Below are 17,366 nucleotides of genomic sequence, written 5' to 3' on the forward strand. Positions count from 1 at the left end.
GGTGTCGAAAGGTGGGTCGGGGTTTCTTCATGCTGAGTACGCGGGGTTCGAGCAGGCCAGGGTCGAGCAGAACAAGGCAAATGGGTTGGGTGCGAGCCTGGTTGGTCGGAATCGGGGCCGGGACGGCGCTCCTTCTCGCCGGTTGCAGCAGTGAGTCCGCTGCCCAGCCGCCGCAGCAGGCGTCGACCACAACCCTCGCGCCGACGACGACGACGGAAACCACCACCCCTGCGCCGGTGACGACCACGGAAGAGGCGGTTCCGCCGCCTCCGCCTCCGGTCGAGCCGCCGCCCACCGCCGAACCGCAGACGACGTACGCGGCCATCGGCGGTGCGTACTACTTCAGTTCCCCCGACGGCCTGTTCCAGTGCGGAATCGTGCCGCTGTCGAGTCGTACCGAGGCCGGGTGTCAGGGCACCACCACTCCGGTGCCGCCGCGGCCCGAGGACTGCATGATCAACTGGGGCAACGGTATTCGAGTCACCAACGAAGGCCCGGCGGCATTCATGTGTTCCGGCGGCGTGGTGTACACCTCGGGCGGCGAGACGATCGATCCACCGCTCGCGGTCGGCGCGACCATCGCCGAGAACGGATTCACCTGCACGTCCGCCGAGAACGGCATCTCGTGCGTCGACGATGCCACCGGACACGGTTTCCGCATCGCACCGGACAGCAACGAAGTCTATTGAGCGAGAACACGATCGACAGCGAACCGTCGTCGGACGATGCCGGCCCCACCGAATGGGGTGAGAACCCCAACGGCGTCGGATCGTGGTTCGACACGCACACCGAACCGCCACCCGACGATCCACGGTTGGATCCGGAACTGCTGGCAGGCGGAGACCGCCGCAACGTCGTCGACGCCTACCGCTACTGGCGACGCGAGGCGATCGTCGCCGACATCGACACCCGACGGCATCCGCTGCACGTCGCCATCGAGAACTTCACCAACGACGCGAACATCGGGACGGTCGTGCGCACCGCGAACGCCTTCGCGGCTCAGGCGGTCCACATCGTCGGGCGTCGTCGGTGGAACCGTCGCGGTGCGATGGTCACCGACCGCTACCAGCACATCCATCACCACGACTCGGTGGAGGCGCTGATGGCGTTCGCCGAGGAGAAGGGCCTCGTCGTCGTGGCCGTCGACAACACCCCGGGGTCGGTACCGATCGAGACCGCGGAGTTGCCGCTTCACTGCCTGCTGCTCTTCGGACAGGAGGGACCGGGGGTCACCGACAGTGCCCGCGAATCGGCGTCGATGACGGTATCGATCGCCCAATTCGGTTCCACCCGCAGCATCAATGCCGGTGTTGCCGCCGGAATCGCCATGCACTCGTGGATTCGGCGGCATGGCGACCTCGACGCTGCGTGGTGAAACCGCCGCGGTTTTCCGGGGCGGGATGTAACGAATCAGCAACGGTAGTGGCAGGATTGCGGGTATGCAGGAGTTGTGGTCGCAGCGTGCGGACGCTGCGGAGGGGGCCGTCGTCGCGCGGCACATGCGTCGGCTGTGGGGGCTGCCGGGCACGACGTTGGGAGTGGTGGCCTGGCCACCGGTGCGCACGGAACGGATGTTCCTGCGCTGGCACTACTGGTGGCAGGCCCATCTGCTCGACTGCGCGGTCGACGCAGCAGATCGCGATCTCACCGCCAAGCGCCGTCGGCGATTGAACAAGATCACCCGAGCACACCGCACCCGCAATGTCAGCGGGTGGACCAACAACTACTACGACGACATGGCGTGGCTCGGGTTGGCGCTCGAACGCGCTCAGCGGCAGCACTTCGTCGGCAATCGCGGTGGCATCCAGCAGATCGAGATGGAATTGTTCGATGCCTGGGCTCCGGCCGAGGGTGGCGGCATTCCGTGGCGCAAGAAGTCCGACTTCTACAACGCACCCGCCAACGGTCCGGCGGCGATCATGCTGGCGCGGACCGGTCGGCTGTGGCGTGCCCAGGAGATGGCCGACTGGATGGATCGCACCCTCAAGGACGCGCGCACGGGCCTGATTCTGGACGGAATGCACTCCACTCGCGCACTCGTCGACGCCGGTGAGCCCGGCGAGATGGAACGCGCCGTCTACAGCTACTGCCAGGGCGTCACGTTGGGCCTCGAGACCGAACTCGCCGTTCGGCTCGGCGAACCCAGGCACGCGCAGCGAGTCCATGCTCTGGTCGACGCCGTCGACAACCACCTGACCCGCAACCTCGTCATCACCGGCGGCGGTGGGGGAGACGGCGGCCTGTTCAACCCGATCCTCGCGCGCTACCTGGCGGTGGCCGCGGTGGAGCTACCCGGAGACTCCGACGCCGACGACCGCGCACGCGAACTCGCAGCAGCGATCGTCTTGAACTCGGCCGAGTCGGCGTGGGAGAACCGCCTCGAAGTGGAAGACAATCCACTGTTCGGGGCCGACTGGACCCGCGAAGCCCGGTTCCCGGGACAAGGCCTGCACATCGCCACGTTCGCCGAAGGAACGGTCCGACCGTCCGACGTGCCCGAACGGGACCTCTCGGTGCAACTCGGCGGCTGGATGCTCATGGAAGCCGCCTACCGCGTCGCAGCTGCAGGATTCTAGGGCCGCTACTCCACGACTTCTTCGACCTCGATGGTCTCTTCGGGGCGTGCCATTTCCTTGCGGTACTGCCAGATACCGAGTCCGGTTCCGACGACCAGCAGCACGACCATGGAGATCAGGACGGCGGGCATCAGCCACGGGATGCCCTCGATGAACGAGCCGAAGTAGAACCCGATCAGCAGCAGCACCGGAGCCCAGATGATGGCACCGAGGGTGCTGGCGATCGTGTACTTGCGGTGATCCATCTTCGCGGCGCCAGCGACCAGCGGGCACAGGGTGCGCACCCAGGGGATCCACCGTGCGACCAGCACCGCCCAGAAGCCGTGCTTCTCGAGCAGGAGATTGACCTTGTGCAGGTTCTTGGTGTTGAGGTACTTGCCGTTCTTGCGGGCCACCAGGGTCGAGCCGGTCCGGTGACCGATCGAGTACCCCACCTGGTTGCCTGCGATGGCGGCGACCATCGCACCGAGCGACAGCGCCCAGATGTGACCGGTGCCCGACGCATGGGTCGCCATCACGATTCCTGCCGTGATCAGCATCGAATCGCCCGGCAGGAACAACCCGATGATCACCGCGCATTCGATGAACACGAAAGTCATCACGATGATCCACACGACGAGCGGGCCTGCGGTTTCCAGCGGACCGAAGCTACCGACGGCTTGAACGGACACCGTCGGCAGCGCTGTGGCAATCGAAGACATGGACTAGATCACTTTCGGAGGATCACGATCAGGACTTGGTGTCCGGGGCGTCTGCCTCGATCACATCGGTGGCCTCGCCCAGCGGGGTCTTGCGGGCCTTGATCATGCGCTTGCCGACCTCGATGACGATGGGCAGGACGGAGACGGCGACGATGATCAGGAAGATGATGTCGACGTGTTCGCGGATGAACGCGATCTGTCCGAGCAGGTACCCCAGCACTGTCACGCCCGCGCCCCAGAGGATGCCGCCGACGACGTTGTAGGTGAGGAACAGCGAGTACTTCATGTGCGACGCACCGGCGACGACCGGCGCGAACGTCCGCACGATCGGCACGAAGCGCGCCAGGATGATGGTGATCGGACCGTGCTTCTCGAAGAAGAGGTGCGATTCGTCGATGTACTTCTTCTTGAAGAACCGCGAATCGTTGCTCTTGAAGAGAGCCGCGCCACCCTTGGTGCCGATGAGATAGCCGACCTGATCACCGAGGATCGCCGCGATCGGGATCAGAATGACAAGGGTCCAGATGGACGCGAACGGCTCGATCTCGGTGGACTTCGACGCCGCGATCAGCCCGGCAGTGAAGAGCAGTGAATCGCCCGGTAGCAGTGGAAAGAGCAGCCCCGACTCGATGAAGACCACCAGCAGCAGCCCGATCAACACCCAGTGACCGAAGGAGTTGAGCAGGTTCACCGGGTCGAGGAATCCCGGCAACAGGGCCAGGTTCGTCGTCATCGTTTCCGAGGCAGCTAGGAGACTCACCGCGCCCACACTACCGGCCGAAACTGGTAAGTCCTGAACAGTCGGTGTCCTTCCGCTGTGGATGCAATGGCCTGTTCGTCAGCTGCGGCGAGCCTGCGGAATGACCCAGGGGATGCGGGTACGCACGACACCGGGCCCGGGGGTTGCCATACTGCAGTGGACACAACCGAACTTTTCAATGGAGGAATGACGCCGTGCCTATCGCAACTCCCGAGGTCTACGCCGAGATGCTGGGCCGGGCGAAGGAACACAAGTTCGCCTTTCCGGCAATCAACTGTGTGGGTTCCGAGTCCATCAACGCCGCCATCAAGGGCTTCGCCGACGCGGGTAGCGACGGCATCATCCAGTTCTCGACCGGCGGAGCCGAGTTCGGATCAGGACTGGGCATCAAGGACATGGTCGTCGGTGCCGTGGCGCTCGCCGAGTTCGCGCACGTGATCGCCGCCAAGTACGACGTCACCATCGCTCTGCACACCGACCACTGCCCTAAAGACAAGCTGGACACGTACGTGCGTCCGCTGATCGCGATCTCGCAGGAGCGCGTCGACGCAGGCAAGAACCCGCTGTTCCAGTCGCACATGTGGGACGGCTCGGCCATCCCGATCGACGAGAACCTCGAGATCGCCAAGGATCTGCTCGCCCGCGCTGCAGCAGCCAACATCATTCTCGAGGTCGAGATCGGTGTTGTCGGCGGCGAGGAAGACGGCGTCGAGGCGGAGATCAACGACAAGCTCTACACCTCCAACGAGGACTTCCTCAAGACCGTCGAGGCCCTCGGCGCGGGCGACGCGGGCTCGCGTTACCTGCTGGCGGCGACGTTCGGCAACGTGCACGGCGTCTACAAGCCGGGCAACGTCAAGCTCAAGCCGTCGGTGCTGGCAGATGGCCAGAAGGTCGCGACGGAGAAGCTGGGCCTGGCATCGGGTTCCAAGCCGTTCGACTTCGTCTTCCACGGCGGATCGGGATCGGCGAAGAGCGAGATCGAAGAGGCGCTCGAGTACGGCGTGGTGAAGATGAACGTCGACACCGACACCCAGTACGCGTTCAGCCGTCCCATCGCCGGACACTTCTTCTCCAACTACGACGGTGTGCTCAAGGTCGACGGCGAGGTCGGCAACAAGAAGGCCTACGACCCGCGCAGCTACCTCAAGAAGGCCGAGGCCGGCATGACGGCCCGCGTCGTCGAGGCGTGCAACGACCTCAAGTCCGCAGGCCGCAGCGTATCCGCAGGCTGATTCACGTGAGCGGAACTTCGTAGCAGGCTACGAGGTAGGAGTGGAGCCTGCGGAACGACCCGCAGGCTCCGCCGCGCACACGCAGCGTCAGCTGCACACCTTCCACTGATCGCCTTCGAGGCGCAGGTCGAAGGTGCGCGGCGATCGATCGTTCGGGTTGGCGTCGGTGTGCGCGATGACCTGAGCGATCGCGGTGGTGTCGTCGCTGACCTGGATGGCGTCGATGCTGTCCAGGTTCGGTATGTTGCCCTGCTCGAGCGAGACACGATGAACATCGGCGAATTCCGCGTCCGGGATGTCTCGGTAGAACGTCGCCAGGTCACCGCACGAGGTGCTGCGCAGCGTGGCGAGGTCGCCGCCGGCCAATGCTCGGGTGAACGATTCGACGGTCGTGCGAATCTGCGCTTCCGGTGAGTCCTCGACGCTCGTGCGGTCGATCAGCACGTACGCACCGGCGGCCACTGCCGCGATCACGACAACCGCGGCCACCAGCGCCGCCCACCACTTCTTGTGACTCGGTTTGCCGGGTTCCGTCGGCGGGGGTCCGATGCGCTGAGGACCGACCTGCTTGGGGGCTGAGCGCTGCGGCTCGATCTTTCTCGGACCGACCGGTTGCGGCACAGCTGCCGGCGATTTCTTCTCTGCCGCGCCATCGTTCGCTGGAGATTCGGACTGGTTTCGCGGCGGGATACGACGCGGGGCCGCGGTCGGCTTCGCGACCGGCGTCGCCACCGGCGTCGCTTCCGGTGCTGCCGGCTCCTCGGCTGGATCAGTGGCGATCTTCTCGGTCGGAGTGTCGGCGGGCTCGTCGACCTGCTTCTTCTTGCCCAGATCGATCTTCTCGGTGGCTGCGTCGGCCTCGGAGGGCGCCTTCTTCTTCTCGTCCGGCATGCGTTCTCCCTCGTTCACCGAATTCTTGCAAGAGCGGTCTGTCTCGAATTTCGTCAGCTGGCAGCCTATCGACCGTCTCCGCAGCTCGACGCGAGCGATGCGGGGGTGTTCGGACACGATTCGGTGACGTAGGGGCACAATGAGCGCCATGACTTCTTTCGGTGACCTGCTCGGACCCCAACCCACACTGTTGCCCGGAGACGACGAGGCCGAATCCGCACTGCTGAACCACGAAGCGCCCGAGACCGTCGCGGCGGCGCATCCGACGGCGTCCATCGCCTGGGCCTACCTGGCCGAGGCCGCGCTCGAGTCGGGTGCCACCATCACGGCCTACGCCTACGCTCGTACCGGTTATCACCGAGGTCTGGATCAGTTGCGTCGTAACGGATGGAAGGGATTCGGGCCGGTCCCGTACAGCCATGAGCCCAACCGAGGATTCCTCCGATGCGTCGCAGTCCTTGCCAAAGCGGCCCGCGACATCAACGAGCACGACGAGTACGCCCGCTGCCTCGACCTCCTCGAAGACTGTGACCCCAAGGCCGCAGAAGCGCTCGGCCTGGGCTGATCGGGCCCGCGCGAGCCGGGCGCGAGGTCGGACCCGGCTGAAGTCGGGCAGCGCTCGGCTGAAGTTGTCGCTGCTGCCGATCATTCAGTGCGCGTTGGCGGCAGGCGTGGCGTGGTTCGTCGCGACCGACATCGTCGGTCACGAGAGCCCGTTCTTCGCACCGATCGCCGCCGTCGTGTCGCTGGGCGTCTCGCTCGGTGCTCGCCTGCGTCGATCGGCCGAGCTCGTCGTCGGCGTGACGGTGGGCATCGGCATCGGCGATCTGTTGATCTCGCTGATCGGTAGTGGTCCGTGGCAGATCGCGTTGGTGGTCGTGTTGGCGATGTCGGCTGCGGTGTTCCTCGACGGTGGTCCGATCATCGCGATGCAGGCCGGATCGTCCGCGGTGCTGGTGGCGACACTGATCCCGCCGGGCAACATGGGTGGCCCCAACCGCATGGTCGACGCGTTGGTCGGTGGTCTGGTGGGCATCGCGATCGTTGCGTTGATCCCGACGCATCCGGTGTGGCGCGCCCGCAAGGATGCGGCGAACGTCCTGGCCACGGCAGCGAGTGTGTTGCAGAAGGTGGCCGACGGTTTGGTGGCGAACGATCCCAAACCGATTGAGGAGGCGTTGCGTAAGGCGCGTGCGACGCAGTCGGGTATCGACGCTCTGCGTACCGATCTCAAGGGCGGCCGGGAAATTGCCCGGATCTCGCCGATGTACTGGAATCACCGCAATCGTCTGGCGGCGCTCGCGGCCACGGCCGACCCCATCGACAATGCCGTCCGCAATATCCGGGTGCTCGCGCGACGGTCGCTGACGCTGGTGCGCGACGACGAGATTCTCGATCCGCGGGTCGTCGACGAGGTGGAGAAGTTGGCGCATGCGGTGGAGGTGTTGCGGCAGATGATCCTCGCAGATCCCGGGCAGAAGCCGGACGCGGCGGAAGCGGCGCGAGTGTTGCGGTCGGTCGCGGCCGGTGCCAAGCCGGAGTTGATCTCGAACGCCGGCCTGTCGGCGACGGTGGTGTTGGCGCAGTTGCGGTCGATCATCGTCGATTTGCTGCAGGTCGCCGGGCTCAAGCGCATCTCCGCCTTGGCGACGCTTCCGCCGACGGTGAAGCATCCGCACGTCCCGCCGGAGTTGTGACCCGAGCGCACCATTGCATATATGCGTATGTACGCATATGGTGGCTTCCGGAAGTCGACATCGGTCACCAGGGGGAGTCATGGGCGCGGGTCACGGGCACAGTCACGGAGTGGGCGGTCACTCGTCCGCAGGTGCGGGGCCGCCCAGGTCTCGCGTCCGCAAGATGGTCGTCGCGCTGGTCATCCTGGTGGTGTTCCTCGTCGTCGAGGCGACCGTGGCCTTGGCGATCGGCTCGCTCGGCCTGCTCGCCGACGCCGGTCACATGCTCACCGACGTGCTCGGCATGTCGATGGGTCTGATCGCGTTGATGCTCGCTCGCAAGGGAAGTGCCGCAGCAGCACGGACATTCGGCTGGCATCGGGCAGAGGTGTTGACGGCCATCGCGAATGCCGTCCTGCTGCTCGGTGTTGCGGCATTCATCATGTACGAGGCAGTCTCTCGCATCGGTGATGCACCTGAAATCCCCGGCGTACCACTGATTCTCACCGCATCGGCCGGACTCGCGGCCAATATCGTCGTCATGCTGCTCATTCGCGGCGACGCCAAGGATTCCCTCGCCGTCCGCGGCGCGTACATGGAGGTCCTGGCCGATGCGGTCGGCAGTGTCGGCGTGCTCGTGGCAGGCGTGCTGATGCTCGTGTTCGGGTGGACCTGGGCGGACATCGTCGTCGGCGTCCTGATCTCCCTGTGGGTGATCCCGCGCGCGATCAAGCTCGCCGCCTCGGCCCTGCGCATTCTCACCCAGGCCAGTCCCGGACACGTCGACGTCGACGCATTGACCGGAGACCTGAACGCACTACCGGGCGTGACGGGAGTTCACGACCTGCACGTGTGGACACTGACCACCGGAATGGACGTCGCGACGGTGCATCTCGAATGCGAGGGCTCGTCGTCGATGGTGCTCGACCGAGCCCGATCGTTACTGTCCACCTACGGCCTCGACCATGCCACGGTGCAGGTCGAACCCGCCGCGCACGGCCGAACCTGCAAGGAAGAGCTCACCTGGTGACGGTGCGCACGTCGGAGCCGGGACGCCACACGTCGATCTGCATGTGATCGTCCACCAGTGAGGTCAGTACGACCTCGGTGATATCGAGATCGAACACGTGGTACGGCACCAGCTCGCCCGGTGATGCGTCGAATATCGGTTGCAGCACAGCAGGATCGGTGATTTCGACGGCACGCCCGCCGATCTTCGCGTCCCCACCCTCCATCGAGTGGTGACCCGGATTGCTGTGCAGCGCGAACCGTCCGTCGCGCTGCAGGTCTCGTGCTTTGACGGCACCGAGCATGGAACCGAGACGCAGCACGCCACTGTCGTCGAACTCGACCTCGGTTCCGCTGACGCGCGGTGAGCCGTCCGCCCGGAGCGTCGCGAGTACATGGTGCTTGTGGGCGGTGAATCGAGCCCGCACCGCCGACGCGAGTGTCGGGGCCGCTGCCGAGAATTCGTTCCACGTCGTCATGCGCACATTATGCGATCCGGCACCGACAGTGTTGGGAAAGAATGCACGGAACCTGCTCGAACAGACGGAATCCCGCCGACTGAGCTCGGTATCGTGCAGTCTTTCCCGCTGGACCTGTCAGATCCAGAATCGCATCAGGTAGTTGCCGTTGCCGGCGAAGAACTCGGGAACACCGGACAGCCCGAACAGGGTGTAGATCGCCCCGAAGAACGCGGAGTTGACGGCGGGCACGAACAGCAACGCGACGAGAACGAGGAGTCCGTAGCCCTTGAACTGGTCCAGCGATGCACGGGTGGAGGGCGAGAGCGAGGGCTCGAGTGCGGCATATCCGTCGAGGCCGGGCACCGGAATCAAGTTCAGGATCGTGGCCATGATCTGCAGGAAGGCCAGGAAGCTGAGTCCGTACCAGAAGGCCTGATGGGTGCCGTCTGTGCCGAACACGCGAACGACGATCAGGAGTGCCACGGCGACAACGGCATTGGCGAACGGTCCCGCGAGGGCGATGCGCCGCTGCGTAGACGCCGAGAACTGGCCGGTCCGCAGGTACACGGCACCGCCCGGAAGTCCGATTCCGCCGATCGCGATGAACACCACCGGCAAGACGATCGAGAGCAACGGGTGGGTGTACTTCAAGGGGTTGAGTGTCAGGTAGCCGCGGAGTTCGACTTCCCGGTCGCCGGCCCGAAAAGCGGTGTACGCGTGACCGAACTCGTGCAGGCACACCGAGGCGATCCACCCGGCGAGAACCAGCACGAACACCCCGAGGCGCGCGGCGGTGGAGGTGACGTCCTCGGCCGTCCACGCGAGCGCGCCGCCCACTCCGGCGACGGCGAGAACGGCCACGAACACCGGGCTCGGCAGAACGGGCCTGCGCCGTAGCGGAACGGTCATCGGACCAGCAACCACTCCTGATGGTGACGATAGAACGTCGACCTCTTCACTGTTCTGTCGCCGGGGATGCCGTCGCGCATCAGGTCTGCGGCGGGGGAGCCGAGCTGCATCGCGCGTCCGCTCACCCAGCGGCGAGGCAGGAATCGTCGACGGCTGATCACTCGCGCACGCAGTCCCGGCAACTCCGGAGTGGGTGCCACCTCGACGCCGGGTACGACTCCGGAGAACAACCGAGTGTCGTCGACGTATGCCTCGCCCTCGAGTTCCGCACCGCCGGCACCGCCGAGCAGCGCCCGACCGACAACGGCCTTGCCCGCGTCGTCGCGAATGAGGGGAGTGCTCGACGCCTTTCCTGTCAGTGCGACCTTGGCCGCGCGGGATCCGGTCCCGAGTTTGTAGATGTGGGCGGCAGCGGTCGCGGTATCCGGTACGAACGCGACTTCGACGTGCAGACGGTCGGTGCGCATCAGCCTGGTGAGAACGGCGGCCAGCGAGGCGTCGTCGCCCAGCACGATGATGCGTGGTGCGGGGGCGGATTCGATGTCGGCGAACAACGCGCTGCAGTCGTCGTCGGTCGGAACGGCATCGGCGTTGCGCAGTGGGACGTCGGTCAGCGTGATCGGCAACGGCGGGTTTCCGCAGTGCAGAACGAACGGTGTCACGGCGCTCCTAGATCTTGGGTGAACCCTCGAACGACCATAGTGCCTTCGTTTCGGCTCCACCGTAGCGGCATGCGGGCCAGCTCACCGCCTCGGCTAGACTGTTCCCCCGGCCACTGTCGCGCCTGCGACAAATGGTGACGGCTGCGTTCGATCGAGCAATATCTGCAGCACGTCCTCGCACGAAAGCAACGTAGGAGAGCACATGCCGGCGATAGTCCTGATCGGCGCCCAGTGGGGCGACGAGGGCAAAGGCAAAGCCACCGACCTATTCGGCGAACGCCTCCAGTGGGTCGTTCGCTACCAGGGCGGCAACAACGCCGGCCACACCGTGGTTCTTCCGAACGGCGACAAGTTCGCGCTGCATCTCATCCCGTCGGGAATTCTCACGCCCGGCGTGAAGAATGTCATCGGCAACGGCGTCGTCGTCGACCCGGGTGTGCTGCTCACCGAGCTGGACGGCCTCGAGAAGCGTGACGTCGACACCACGAACCTGCTGCTCAGCGCCGATGCGCACCTGATCATGCCGTACCACGTGGCCATCGACAAGGTGACCGAACGCTTCCTCGGTGCCAAGAAGATCGGGACCACCGGCCGTGGCATCGGGCCGTGCTATCAGGACAAGCTCGCTCGCGTCGGCGTCCGCGCTGCCGATGTGCTCGACGAGAAGATCCTGACCCAAAAGGTCGAGGCTGCACTGGAATTCAAGAACCAGGTGCTCTCGAAGATCTACAACCGGCGGGCTCTGGATTCTCAGCAGGTCGTCGACGAGGTGCTCGCGCAGGCCGAGGGTTTCAAGCACCGCATCACCGACACCAGGCTGCAGCTCAACCTGGCACTCGAGCGCGGCGACACGATTCTGCTCGAGGGGTCGCAGGGCACCTTGCTCGACGTCGACCACGGCACCTACCCGTACGTCACGTCCTCGAACCCGACGGCGGGCGGCGCGTCGGTCGGTTCCGGTATCGGCCCCAACAAGATCGGGACCGTCCTCGGCATCCTGAAGGCCTACACGACGCGTGTCGGCTCGGGCCCGTTCCCGACGGAGCTGTTCGACAATCACGGTGAATACCTGGCCAAGCAAGGCGGCGAGGTGGGCGTCACCACCGGGCGTGCACGGCGAACCGGCTGGTTCGACGCTGTCATCGCGCGGTACGCCACCCGCGTCAACGGCATCACCGACTACTTCCTGACCAAGCTCGACGTGCTCTCCAGCCTGGACACGGTGCCCATCTGCGTTGCGTACGACGTCGACGGCGTCCGCCACGACGAGATGCCCATGACGCAGACCGGCTTCCATCACGCGAAGCCGATCTACGAGGAGATGCCCGGTTGGTGGGAAGACATCTCCGGTGCCCGCACGTTCGAGGAACTGCCCATCAACGCGCAGAACTACGTCCTGCGTCTCGAAGAGCTCTCGGGCGCGTACATGTCGTGCATCGGAGTCGGACCGGGCCGCGACGAAACCATCGTTCGGCGAGACATCCTGCGGTAGACGGTTCCGCGAAAATCGAAGCCCCGAGGCCCACGGCCTCGGGGCTTTTTCGTGTCCGGATCTGCCGTCGACAATCGATTGTCCTCAAAAACAAAAACAGCGGAATGTTCAGGATAAGTGAGCGAATAACCACTGCGTTCGCTGTAACCGGAGGGGCCACCTGGGGAAATTCGCCACAAAGCTGCGGTTTCCGTAATCAAAGTAGCTTTACACACCATGTTCATGTGTAAACCAAAAGTACGAATCAGGCGGCTGAACATTCCCTCGGACTTTTACCATCACTTGGGTAACAGGTGAGGAAGTCGTGCCGAAACAATGGACATCGCACCCAGTTGCGGAGGCCCATCTTCCGGCCGACCGACCCAACCCGGGTCACCTCCCCCTCGGCCTCACGAACAAGGCCACCGAAGAAAGCGACAACGTATGAACAAGGCAACCAAGGGCGCCATAGCCGCGGGGGCGGCAGCTGTACTGCTGCTCGGCGGTTTGGGATCCTACGCTCTGTGGAGTGACACCGAAACGGTCACCGGTGGCGAGATCAACTCCGGCGAACTGAATTTCGCTCCGATTGCCGGCACGGCGAACTGGACCGAAACGTCGGTCACTCCGAATGCGCCTCTCGGAGCCGACCCGTCTGGCTTCCTCATCGTGCCGGGTGATGTCCTCGAGTACTCGACCCAGTACACCGTCAATTGGGCAGGAGACAATCTTCGCGCTTCGATCACCGCGGACTTCACCAATGTCGCCGGCGACGCCGACCTTGCTGCCGCTCTCGACACCGAGGTGTCGGTCAACGGTGGAACGTCCCTTCCGAACGGTTCGGCCGTGGACCTACCGTTGACCACATCGCCTCAAACCATCTCCGTCGAGGTGACCATCACTTTCGATGAAGCGACTGCGGATCTCATCGCACAGAACGAGAGCGTCGACCTCAACGACTTCACCCTCACGCTCGACCAGGTTCGTCCCTGACCGGTAGCAGTGACGAACAAGCACGGTCGTTATTGGGCGCTCGCAGCCGCGTCCGTCGTCGTGGTGGTCTTCGGATCAGCACAGTCGACGGGCGCGCTGTGGCGTGACGACGAGGTCGTCGGAGGCGGAACCATCAACTCCGGCACCTTGGACATCAAGGTCGGCCCGAACGGAGCAGAAGTGAACGATTACGTTCTCGCTGCGCTCGGTTCGGCCGATCTCGGACCGAACGGTTTCTCGCAGGCACCGCTGTCGATTCGAAACTCCGGCAACGTGCCGTTCAACTTTCGGCTGCAGGGCACCACCGCGACCGGAACGGTCCCTCTGTTCCTGACTGCGACAACTGTTGTGGCCGAGGACAATTGCCCGGCGACAGGGATGCCGACAGGGACGACGTCACTGTTGTACAGCGGAAACGCCGGAGGTGCGCAAGCTCCGGTGCCACCGGCGGCAAGGCTGTTGGCCCCAGGTGCCCGCGAAGTGTGGTGCTTTCGGCTCGCCGTCGGCGCCACTCCACCGCAGAGCGCGTCGTCGACGGTGACGTTCTCGTTCCGGGCGGACCAGACATGAACGCCGACGACGACACGGAAGCGATCGAAACCGTGACTGACATGTCCGAGGAGAACCGGTCCGGTGTCTGGTGGTGGGTGAGCCGGATCGCGTCGTACACACTGCTGGCAGCGATGTTGTTCGTTCTCGGGGTGACCGTCGTGATTCCGAAAGTCACCGGTTCGACGCCGTACACGATTCTCACCAGCTCGATGAAGCCGACGTACCCACCGGGAAGTCTGGTTGTCGTCAAGCCGGCAGCCGCGGACGAGCTCGAAGTCGGAACTGCGATCACCTATCAAATCCGATCGGGTGAGCCCGAAGTGGTGACTCACCGCATCGTGGCGACCAGGCAGAGCGGACGAGGTATCACCACCTATGTCACTCGCGGGGACAACAACGGGTCCGACGACGAGAACCCGGTGCAGATCGGGCAGATTCGCGGAAAAGTCTGGTACTCGGTGCCGTGCATGGGCTACGTCAACAACTGGCTCAACGGTGAACAACGCAAGATCACGGTCGCGGTGATCGTGATCGGCCTGTTCGGTTACGCACTGGTGATGTTCGTCGGTGCCGGCATCGATCGCTACCGGAGCCGAAGGGAGGAGTCGCCTTGAGGCACAGCACTTTTGTCGCCTGTACGGCCATCTTCGCCGGTGTCGCAGTGGTGTTGTTCCTCGGTGCTGGATCTCCCCGAGTGCACACAGTCAAGTACAGCGACGACGGGAAGAATTGGGCGACGAGCTTTCGAAGCACATTCTTCGACAACGATATTCGTTGGGTTCCAGGCGACTCGCGTGAATCGCGGTTCCACGTGTTCAACGACACCGACCGGGACGGGCGTCTTCGGCTGACCTTCGACAGTGACAACCCGGCGTTCCTGCGAGCCCTGAGCGTCTCCATCGGCGGCGGCGAGCCGGTCGAATCGTGTGCGTGGATCGACCTAGGGGCCGGACAGAAGAAGCGCATCGACGCCACGATCGCGATGGCCGAAGCGGCCGGAAACGACACCCGCTCGTCCTCTGCTGCAGTCGATCTCGTTGTGCAGTGGGACAACAGTAACAGCGCCGAGTGCCCGGAATCATCGGGTGCGCGGACGGATATGGAAGGGGCGCAGCCCTGATGTCGCGTCACAGTGACACCGCCGGTCCGAGGGCGGTTCTCCGCCGAACAGGCTCCGCGCTGATCAGCGCACGAGCTCGGGCGATCATGTCGATCGGGATCGTCCTCGGCCTCGGTGCCGTGGGAACCCTTGCCGCATGGTCGGATACGGCGACTGCGACGTCGGGTGTGTTCACCACCGGACGGCTCGACATCAAAGTGGGCAACCCTGCGGTCGACAACAACCCGCCGGCCTTCACCACGACGCTGACCAACACTGCGATCTTTCCCGGTGACACCGTCGCTGCCGGACTGCTGGTCTCCAACGCGGCCGGTTCCGTAGCCAACACGTACACCATCTCCGTGGTGGCCAGTAACGCTGCGCTGGGGAACCTGCTGAATTCGTCGGTGCACACCGGTGCTCCATCATCCGGCGTGGCGTGCGCAGGCTCTCCCGTCAGCACGGTCACCGGCCTCGGAACCTCGAAGCCGTTCCCCGCTCTGAATCGTCCGCTCGCCGTCAACGGCAGCGACCAACTGTGCATCAGCGTGACGATGCCGACCGGGACGGCTCAGCCGAACCCCGCCGCGACCGGCACCATCACCTACACCATCACCGCGACGTCGGCGTAGATCATGTCCGCTACCCACTCCGCCTCCGCTACCCGCGTCCGATCTCGCTCGCGTCTGCTTCGCGAAATTGCTCTGACCGTCGGCGCTGTCGCCGGTGTCATCTGCGTGATGTTTGCGCTCGCAGCCGTGTTCTTCGGTATCACTCCCTTGATCTTTCGTTCCGGGTCCATGGCCCCGGCCATCGACACCGGCGCTCTGGCGTTGAGCAAGACGACTCCGGTCGGGGACATCGAGATCGGTGACATCGTCAAGGTCACCAATGCGTCGGGAACGGGAATCACCCACCGCGTGGTCGAGATCGGGGCAGTCGGAACCGATAGCGCGCAGCTGTTCCTTCAGGGTGACGCGAACGCCGAGCCCGATGCCGAGAGCTACGTGGTGTCCGAGGCCGATCGTGTGTTCTTCAGCGTCGGGAAACTCGGTTACGCGGTCACCTGGCTCAGTGGTCCTGTCGCTGTATTCATCGGCGGCATCGCCGTCGGCGCACTTCTCATGACCGCGTTCGGATTTCGCAGGTCCGCTGTGGAGTCCCCTGCGCAGCCCGACGACGACGATCGACTGCAGGAACCGCCCAGTGGGCGGCACAGCGCCCAAGGGCGCGGGACGCCCACCCTCGGTGTGGTGCTCGCGTTGGCTGCCATCTCGGCCGTGGGCATCAGTGCCTCGAACACTCCGACAACCCTTGCTGCGGGACAAGATACGGCAACGGCCCTCAGCGGCACCATCACCACGGCCTTGCCGATTCCAGCACCGCTTTCACTGACTTGTACGAATGCCGAGCGGGGGCTTCTCGGTGCTATTCGCTTCGTGAATCTCACCTTCCCATCGCGGGGGGCGCAGTACACCTACCAGTTGACATTGAAGAAGGCCGGTGAGAACGACCGTGAGTTCGCGGTAGCCGGGATCGCTGCTACCGGGGTAGTCATAACTCAAGCAGTGGAAAACGGAGCCCTCCTGGAATTGCTGCCGCTACCCCTGGCTCCGGTGCTCGACGGCGTCTACACCGCATCGATCCGAACCAAATCGGGCACCAGATTTTCACAGCCGAGTCCCACCGTGAACATAACCATGAGCAACGGTCTACTTCTCGGCCTGGCTGCCAGTGCTCGTTGCGGAGGCACCGCCGCTGCCGCTCGCAGCGCCCCGAGAGCGATCGTTCCTGGAACCACAACTCAGGCCCCCACGATGACGTCGCCGATTGTTCCGGAGTCGACACTCGCACCGGTGCCCACCACAACGGATCCCGCGCGCACCGATGAGTCCCCGGTTCCGCCGCCGGTCGAGGTTCCGGCGACGACTGTTCCTCCTGCAACGACAACAACGACTGTCCCACCGACCACCACGACCATCCCGCCGGCTCCGGCGGTTCTGCTCGCCCCGGTGACTTCCCCGTCGGGTGCGTCGTCTGCCCGGGTCGTCGACAGCGACGGCGCTCCTACTCTGCAGATCGTCGACGCCACCGGAGCAGTCCAGTACAGCGGTCCCGCCACGTCCAGTGACGCATATGGCTACGGCGTGAACTGGTCGGCGGGAGATCAGCTGTGGTTGCTCGGGCCCGATCAGCTCGTTCGTCTCGACAGCGCCGGCGGTTCGTGGTCGCGGTCGGTGATCGATCCGGCGGCCACCGATCGAATTCCGGCCGACATTCTCGCGCTCCTGAATTAGCTCTTTCACATATATGTCGAAATTGGAGGGCGCCGCTGGTCGTCGGCGTGGATAATTGCGACCAGGTTGGGCGAC

Annotated in this window: 20 protein-coding genes; 14 read left to right on the forward strand and 6 right to left on the reverse strand. The window is 64.6% G+C overall.

Annotation, left to right across the window (positions count from 1 at the left end; all coding sequences use genetic code 11):
• Positions 1-80 precede the first annotated feature (80 nt).
• From CH271_RS02745 to CH271_RS02755, 3 genes are all read left to right on the forward strand, one after another.
• Entirely contained in the window at positions 81-689 is a 609-nt protein-coding gene (locus CH271_RS02745; RefSeq protein ID WP_179274740.1) for a DUF6636 domain-containing protein, read from the forward strand.
• The gene (locus tag CH271_RS02750; protein WP_179274741.1) at positions 686-1,375 is read left to right on the forward strand and encodes a TrmH family RNA methyltransferase; all 690 of its coding nucleotides are present in this window, start codon (positions 686-688) and stop codon (positions 1,373-1,375) included. The genes CH271_RS02745 and CH271_RS02750 overlap by 4 nt, the downstream gene beginning before the upstream one ends.
• 64 nt (positions 1,376-1,439) lie before the next feature.
• Entirely contained in the window at positions 1,440-2,576 is a 1,137-nt protein-coding gene (locus tag CH271_RS02755) for a glycoside hydrolase family 76 protein (RefSeq protein ID WP_094632580.1), read from the forward strand.
• 5 nt (positions 2,577-2,581) lie between these two features.
• Here CH271_RS02755 and CH271_RS02760 read toward each other — a convergent pair whose 3' ends face one another.
• Positions 2,582-3,277 carry a DedA family protein gene (locus tag CH271_RS02760; RefSeq protein ID WP_052047622.1) on the reverse strand — a complete coding sequence of 232 codons (696 nt, stop codon included), beginning with the start codon at positions 3,275-3,277 and terminating at the stop codon, positions 2,582-2,584.
• 28 nt (positions 3,278-3,305) lie between these two features.
• Positions 3,306-4,010: a VTT domain-containing protein gene (locus CH271_RS02765; RefSeq protein WP_052047621.1), complete on the reverse strand. Its 705-nt coding sequence runs from the start codon at positions 4,008-4,010 to the stop codon at positions 3,306-3,308.
• A gap of 221 nt (positions 4,011-4,231) precedes the next feature.
• Here CH271_RS02765 and fbaA point away from each other — a divergent pair, with 221 nt between their 5' ends.
• On the forward strand, positions 4,232-5,272 hold the full coding sequence (gene fbaA / locus CH271_RS02770) for a class II fructose-bisphosphate aldolase (RefSeq protein WP_037190456.1): 1,041 nt from the start codon (positions 4,232-4,234) through the stop codon (positions 5,270-5,272).
• A gap of 87 nt (positions 5,273-5,359) precedes the next feature.
• Here the strand turns inward: fbaA and CH271_RS02775 are convergent, their stop codons facing one another.
• Positions 5,360-6,163 (reverse strand): Rv0361 family membrane protein, encoded by an 804-nt coding sequence (locus CH271_RS02775; protein WP_143545997.1) that lies wholly within the window; start codon positions 6,161-6,163, stop codon positions 5,360-5,362.
• A 148-nt stretch (positions 6,164-6,311) separates the two neighbouring features.
• Between CH271_RS02775 and CH271_RS02780 the strand changes: the two genes are divergently transcribed.
• From CH271_RS02780 to CH271_RS02790, 3 genes are all read left to right on the forward strand, one after another.
• Positions 6,312-6,728 (forward strand): DUF3151 domain-containing protein, encoded by a 417-nt coding sequence (locus CH271_RS02780; protein WP_032397398.1) that lies wholly within the window; start codon positions 6,312-6,314, stop codon positions 6,726-6,728.
• Positions 6,729-6,792: 64 nt separating this feature from the next.
• Positions 6,793-7,860 (forward strand): FUSC family protein, encoded by a 1,068-nt coding sequence (locus CH271_RS02785; protein WP_170944738.1) that lies wholly within the window; start codon positions 6,793-6,795, stop codon positions 7,858-7,860.
• 79 nt (positions 7,861-7,939) lie between these two features.
• Positions 7,940-8,869 carry a cation diffusion facilitator family transporter gene (locus CH271_RS02790; RefSeq protein ID WP_037190455.1) on the forward strand — a complete coding sequence of 310 codons (930 nt, stop codon included), beginning with the start codon at positions 7,940-7,942 and terminating at the stop codon, positions 8,867-8,869.
• Here the strand turns inward: CH271_RS02790 and CH271_RS02795 are convergent.
• From CH271_RS02795 to CH271_RS02805, 3 genes are all read right to left on the reverse strand, one after another.
• Positions 8,859-9,326, reverse strand: a complete 468-nt coding sequence (locus CH271_RS02795) for a pyridoxamine 5'-phosphate oxidase family protein (protein WP_170945895.1) — start codon at positions 9,324-9,326, stop codon at positions 8,859-8,861. The genes CH271_RS02790 and CH271_RS02795 overlap by 11 nt on opposite strands.
• Positions 9,327-9,443: 117 nt before the next feature.
• Positions 9,444-10,217 (reverse strand): site-2 protease family protein, encoded by a 774-nt coding sequence (locus tag CH271_RS02800; RefSeq protein ID WP_094632582.1) that lies wholly within the window; start codon positions 10,215-10,217, stop codon positions 9,444-9,446.
• The gene (locus CH271_RS02805; RefSeq protein WP_037190452.1) at positions 10,214-10,879 is read right to left on the reverse strand and encodes a hypothetical protein; all 666 of its coding nucleotides are present in this window, start codon (positions 10,877-10,879) and stop codon (positions 10,214-10,216) included. The genes CH271_RS02800 and CH271_RS02805 overlap by 4 nt, the downstream gene beginning before the upstream one ends.
• A 202-nt stretch (positions 10,880-11,081) precedes the next feature.
• On the opposite strand from CH271_RS02805, the gene CH271_RS02810 reads away from it, so the two are divergent.
• The 7 genes from CH271_RS02810 to CH271_RS02840 all read left to right on the forward strand — a co-directional run bounded on the left by CH271_RS02810 (position 11,082) and on the right by CH271_RS02840 (position 17,291).
• A complete protein-coding gene (locus tag CH271_RS02810; RefSeq protein WP_094632583.1) occupies positions 11,082-12,371 on the forward strand; it encodes an adenylosuccinate synthase in 1,290 nt (429 codons plus the stop codon).
• 423 nt (positions 12,372-12,794) lie between these two features.
• Complete coding sequence (locus CH271_RS02815; protein WP_094632584.1) at positions 12,795-13,343, forward strand: alternate-type signal peptide domain-containing protein; 549 nt, start codon at positions 12,795-12,797, stop codon at positions 13,341-13,343.
• Between the two features lie 9 nt (positions 13,344-13,352).
• Entirely contained in the window at positions 13,353-13,913 is a 561-nt protein-coding gene (locus CH271_RS02820) for a hypothetical protein (RefSeq protein WP_094632585.1), read from the forward strand.
• A gap of 41 nt (positions 13,914-13,954) precedes the next feature.
• Positions 13,955-14,509, forward strand: a complete 555-nt coding sequence (locus tag CH271_RS02825) for a signal peptidase I (protein WP_256986162.1) — start codon at positions 13,955-13,957, stop codon at positions 14,507-14,509.
• Entirely contained in the window at positions 14,506-15,015 is a 510-nt protein-coding gene (locus CH271_RS02830) for a hypothetical protein (RefSeq protein ID WP_094632587.1), read from the forward strand. Before CH271_RS02825 ends, CH271_RS02830 begins: the two co-directional genes overlap by 4 nt.
• Positions 15,015-15,626 (forward strand): SipW-dependent-type signal peptide-containing protein, encoded by a 612-nt coding sequence (locus CH271_RS02835; RefSeq protein ID WP_037190446.1) that lies wholly within the window; start codon positions 15,015-15,017, stop codon positions 15,624-15,626. Before CH271_RS02830 ends, CH271_RS02835 begins: the two co-directional genes overlap by 1 nt.
• Positions 15,627-15,629: 3 nt before the next feature.
• Positions 15,630-17,291, forward strand: coding sequence for a hypothetical protein (locus CH271_RS02840; protein WP_094632588.1), 1,662 nt, complete (start codon positions 15,630-15,632; stop codon positions 17,289-17,291).
• The last annotated feature ends 75 nt before the right edge of the window (positions 17,292-17,366 follow it).

The sequence above is a fragment of the Rhodococcus sp. 05-340-2 genome (assembly GCF_002258915.1).
GTDB lineage: Bacteria > Actinomycetota > Actinomycetes > Mycobacteriales > Mycobacteriaceae > Rhodococcoides.

Coding starts and splice junctions, on each gene's coding strand:
- CH271_RS02825 (WP_256986162.1), top strand. CDS start 13,955: ATGTCCGAGGAGAACCGGTCCGGTGTCTGGTGGTGGGTGAGCCGGATC.
- CH271_RS02775 (WP_143545997.1), bottom strand. CDS start 6,163: ATGCCGGACGAGAAGAAGAAGGCGCCCTCCGAGGCCGACGCAGCCACC.
- CH271_RS02745 (WP_179274740.1), top strand. CDS start 81: ATGGGTTGGGTGCGAGCCTGGTTGGTCGGAATCGGGGCCGGGACGGCG.
- CH271_RS02755 (WP_094632580.1), top strand. CDS start 1,440: ATGCAGGAGTTGTGGTCGCAGCGTGCGGACGCTGCGGAGGGGGCCGTC.
- CH271_RS02795 (WP_170945895.1), bottom strand. CDS start 9,326: ATGACGACGTGGAACGAATTCTCGGCAGCGGCCCCGACACTCGCGTCG.
- CH271_RS02800 (WP_094632582.1), bottom strand. CDS start 10,217: ATGACCGTTCCGCTACGGCGCAGGCCCGTTCTGCCGAGCCCGGTGTTC.
- CH271_RS02780 (WP_032397398.1), top strand. CDS start 6,312: ATGACTTCTTTCGGTGACCTGCTCGGACCCCAACCCACACTGTTGCCC.
- CH271_RS02840 (WP_094632588.1), top strand. CDS start 15,630: ATGTCCGCTACCCACTCCGCCTCCGCTACCCGCGTCCGATCTCGCTCG.
- CH271_RS02835 (WP_037190446.1), top strand. CDS start 15,015: ATGTCGCGTCACAGTGACACCGCCGGTCCGAGGGCGGTTCTCCGCCGA.
- CH271_RS02760 (WP_052047622.1), bottom strand. CDS start 3,277: ATGTCTTCGATTGCCACAGCGCTGCCGACGGTGTCCGTTCAAGCCGTC.
- CH271_RS02765 (WP_052047621.1), bottom strand. CDS start 4,010: ATGACGACGAACCTGGCCCTGTTGCCGGGATTCCTCGACCCGGTGAAC.
- CH271_RS02815 (WP_094632584.1), top strand. CDS start 12,795: ATGAACAAGGCAACCAAGGGCGCCATAGCCGCGGGGGCGGCAGCTGTA.
- CH271_RS02790 (WP_037190455.1), top strand. CDS start 7,940: ATGGGCGCGGGTCACGGGCACAGTCACGGAGTGGGCGGTCACTCGTCC.
- CH271_RS02810 (WP_094632583.1), top strand. CDS start 11,082: ATGCCGGCGATAGTCCTGATCGGCGCCCAGTGGGGCGACGAGGGCAAA.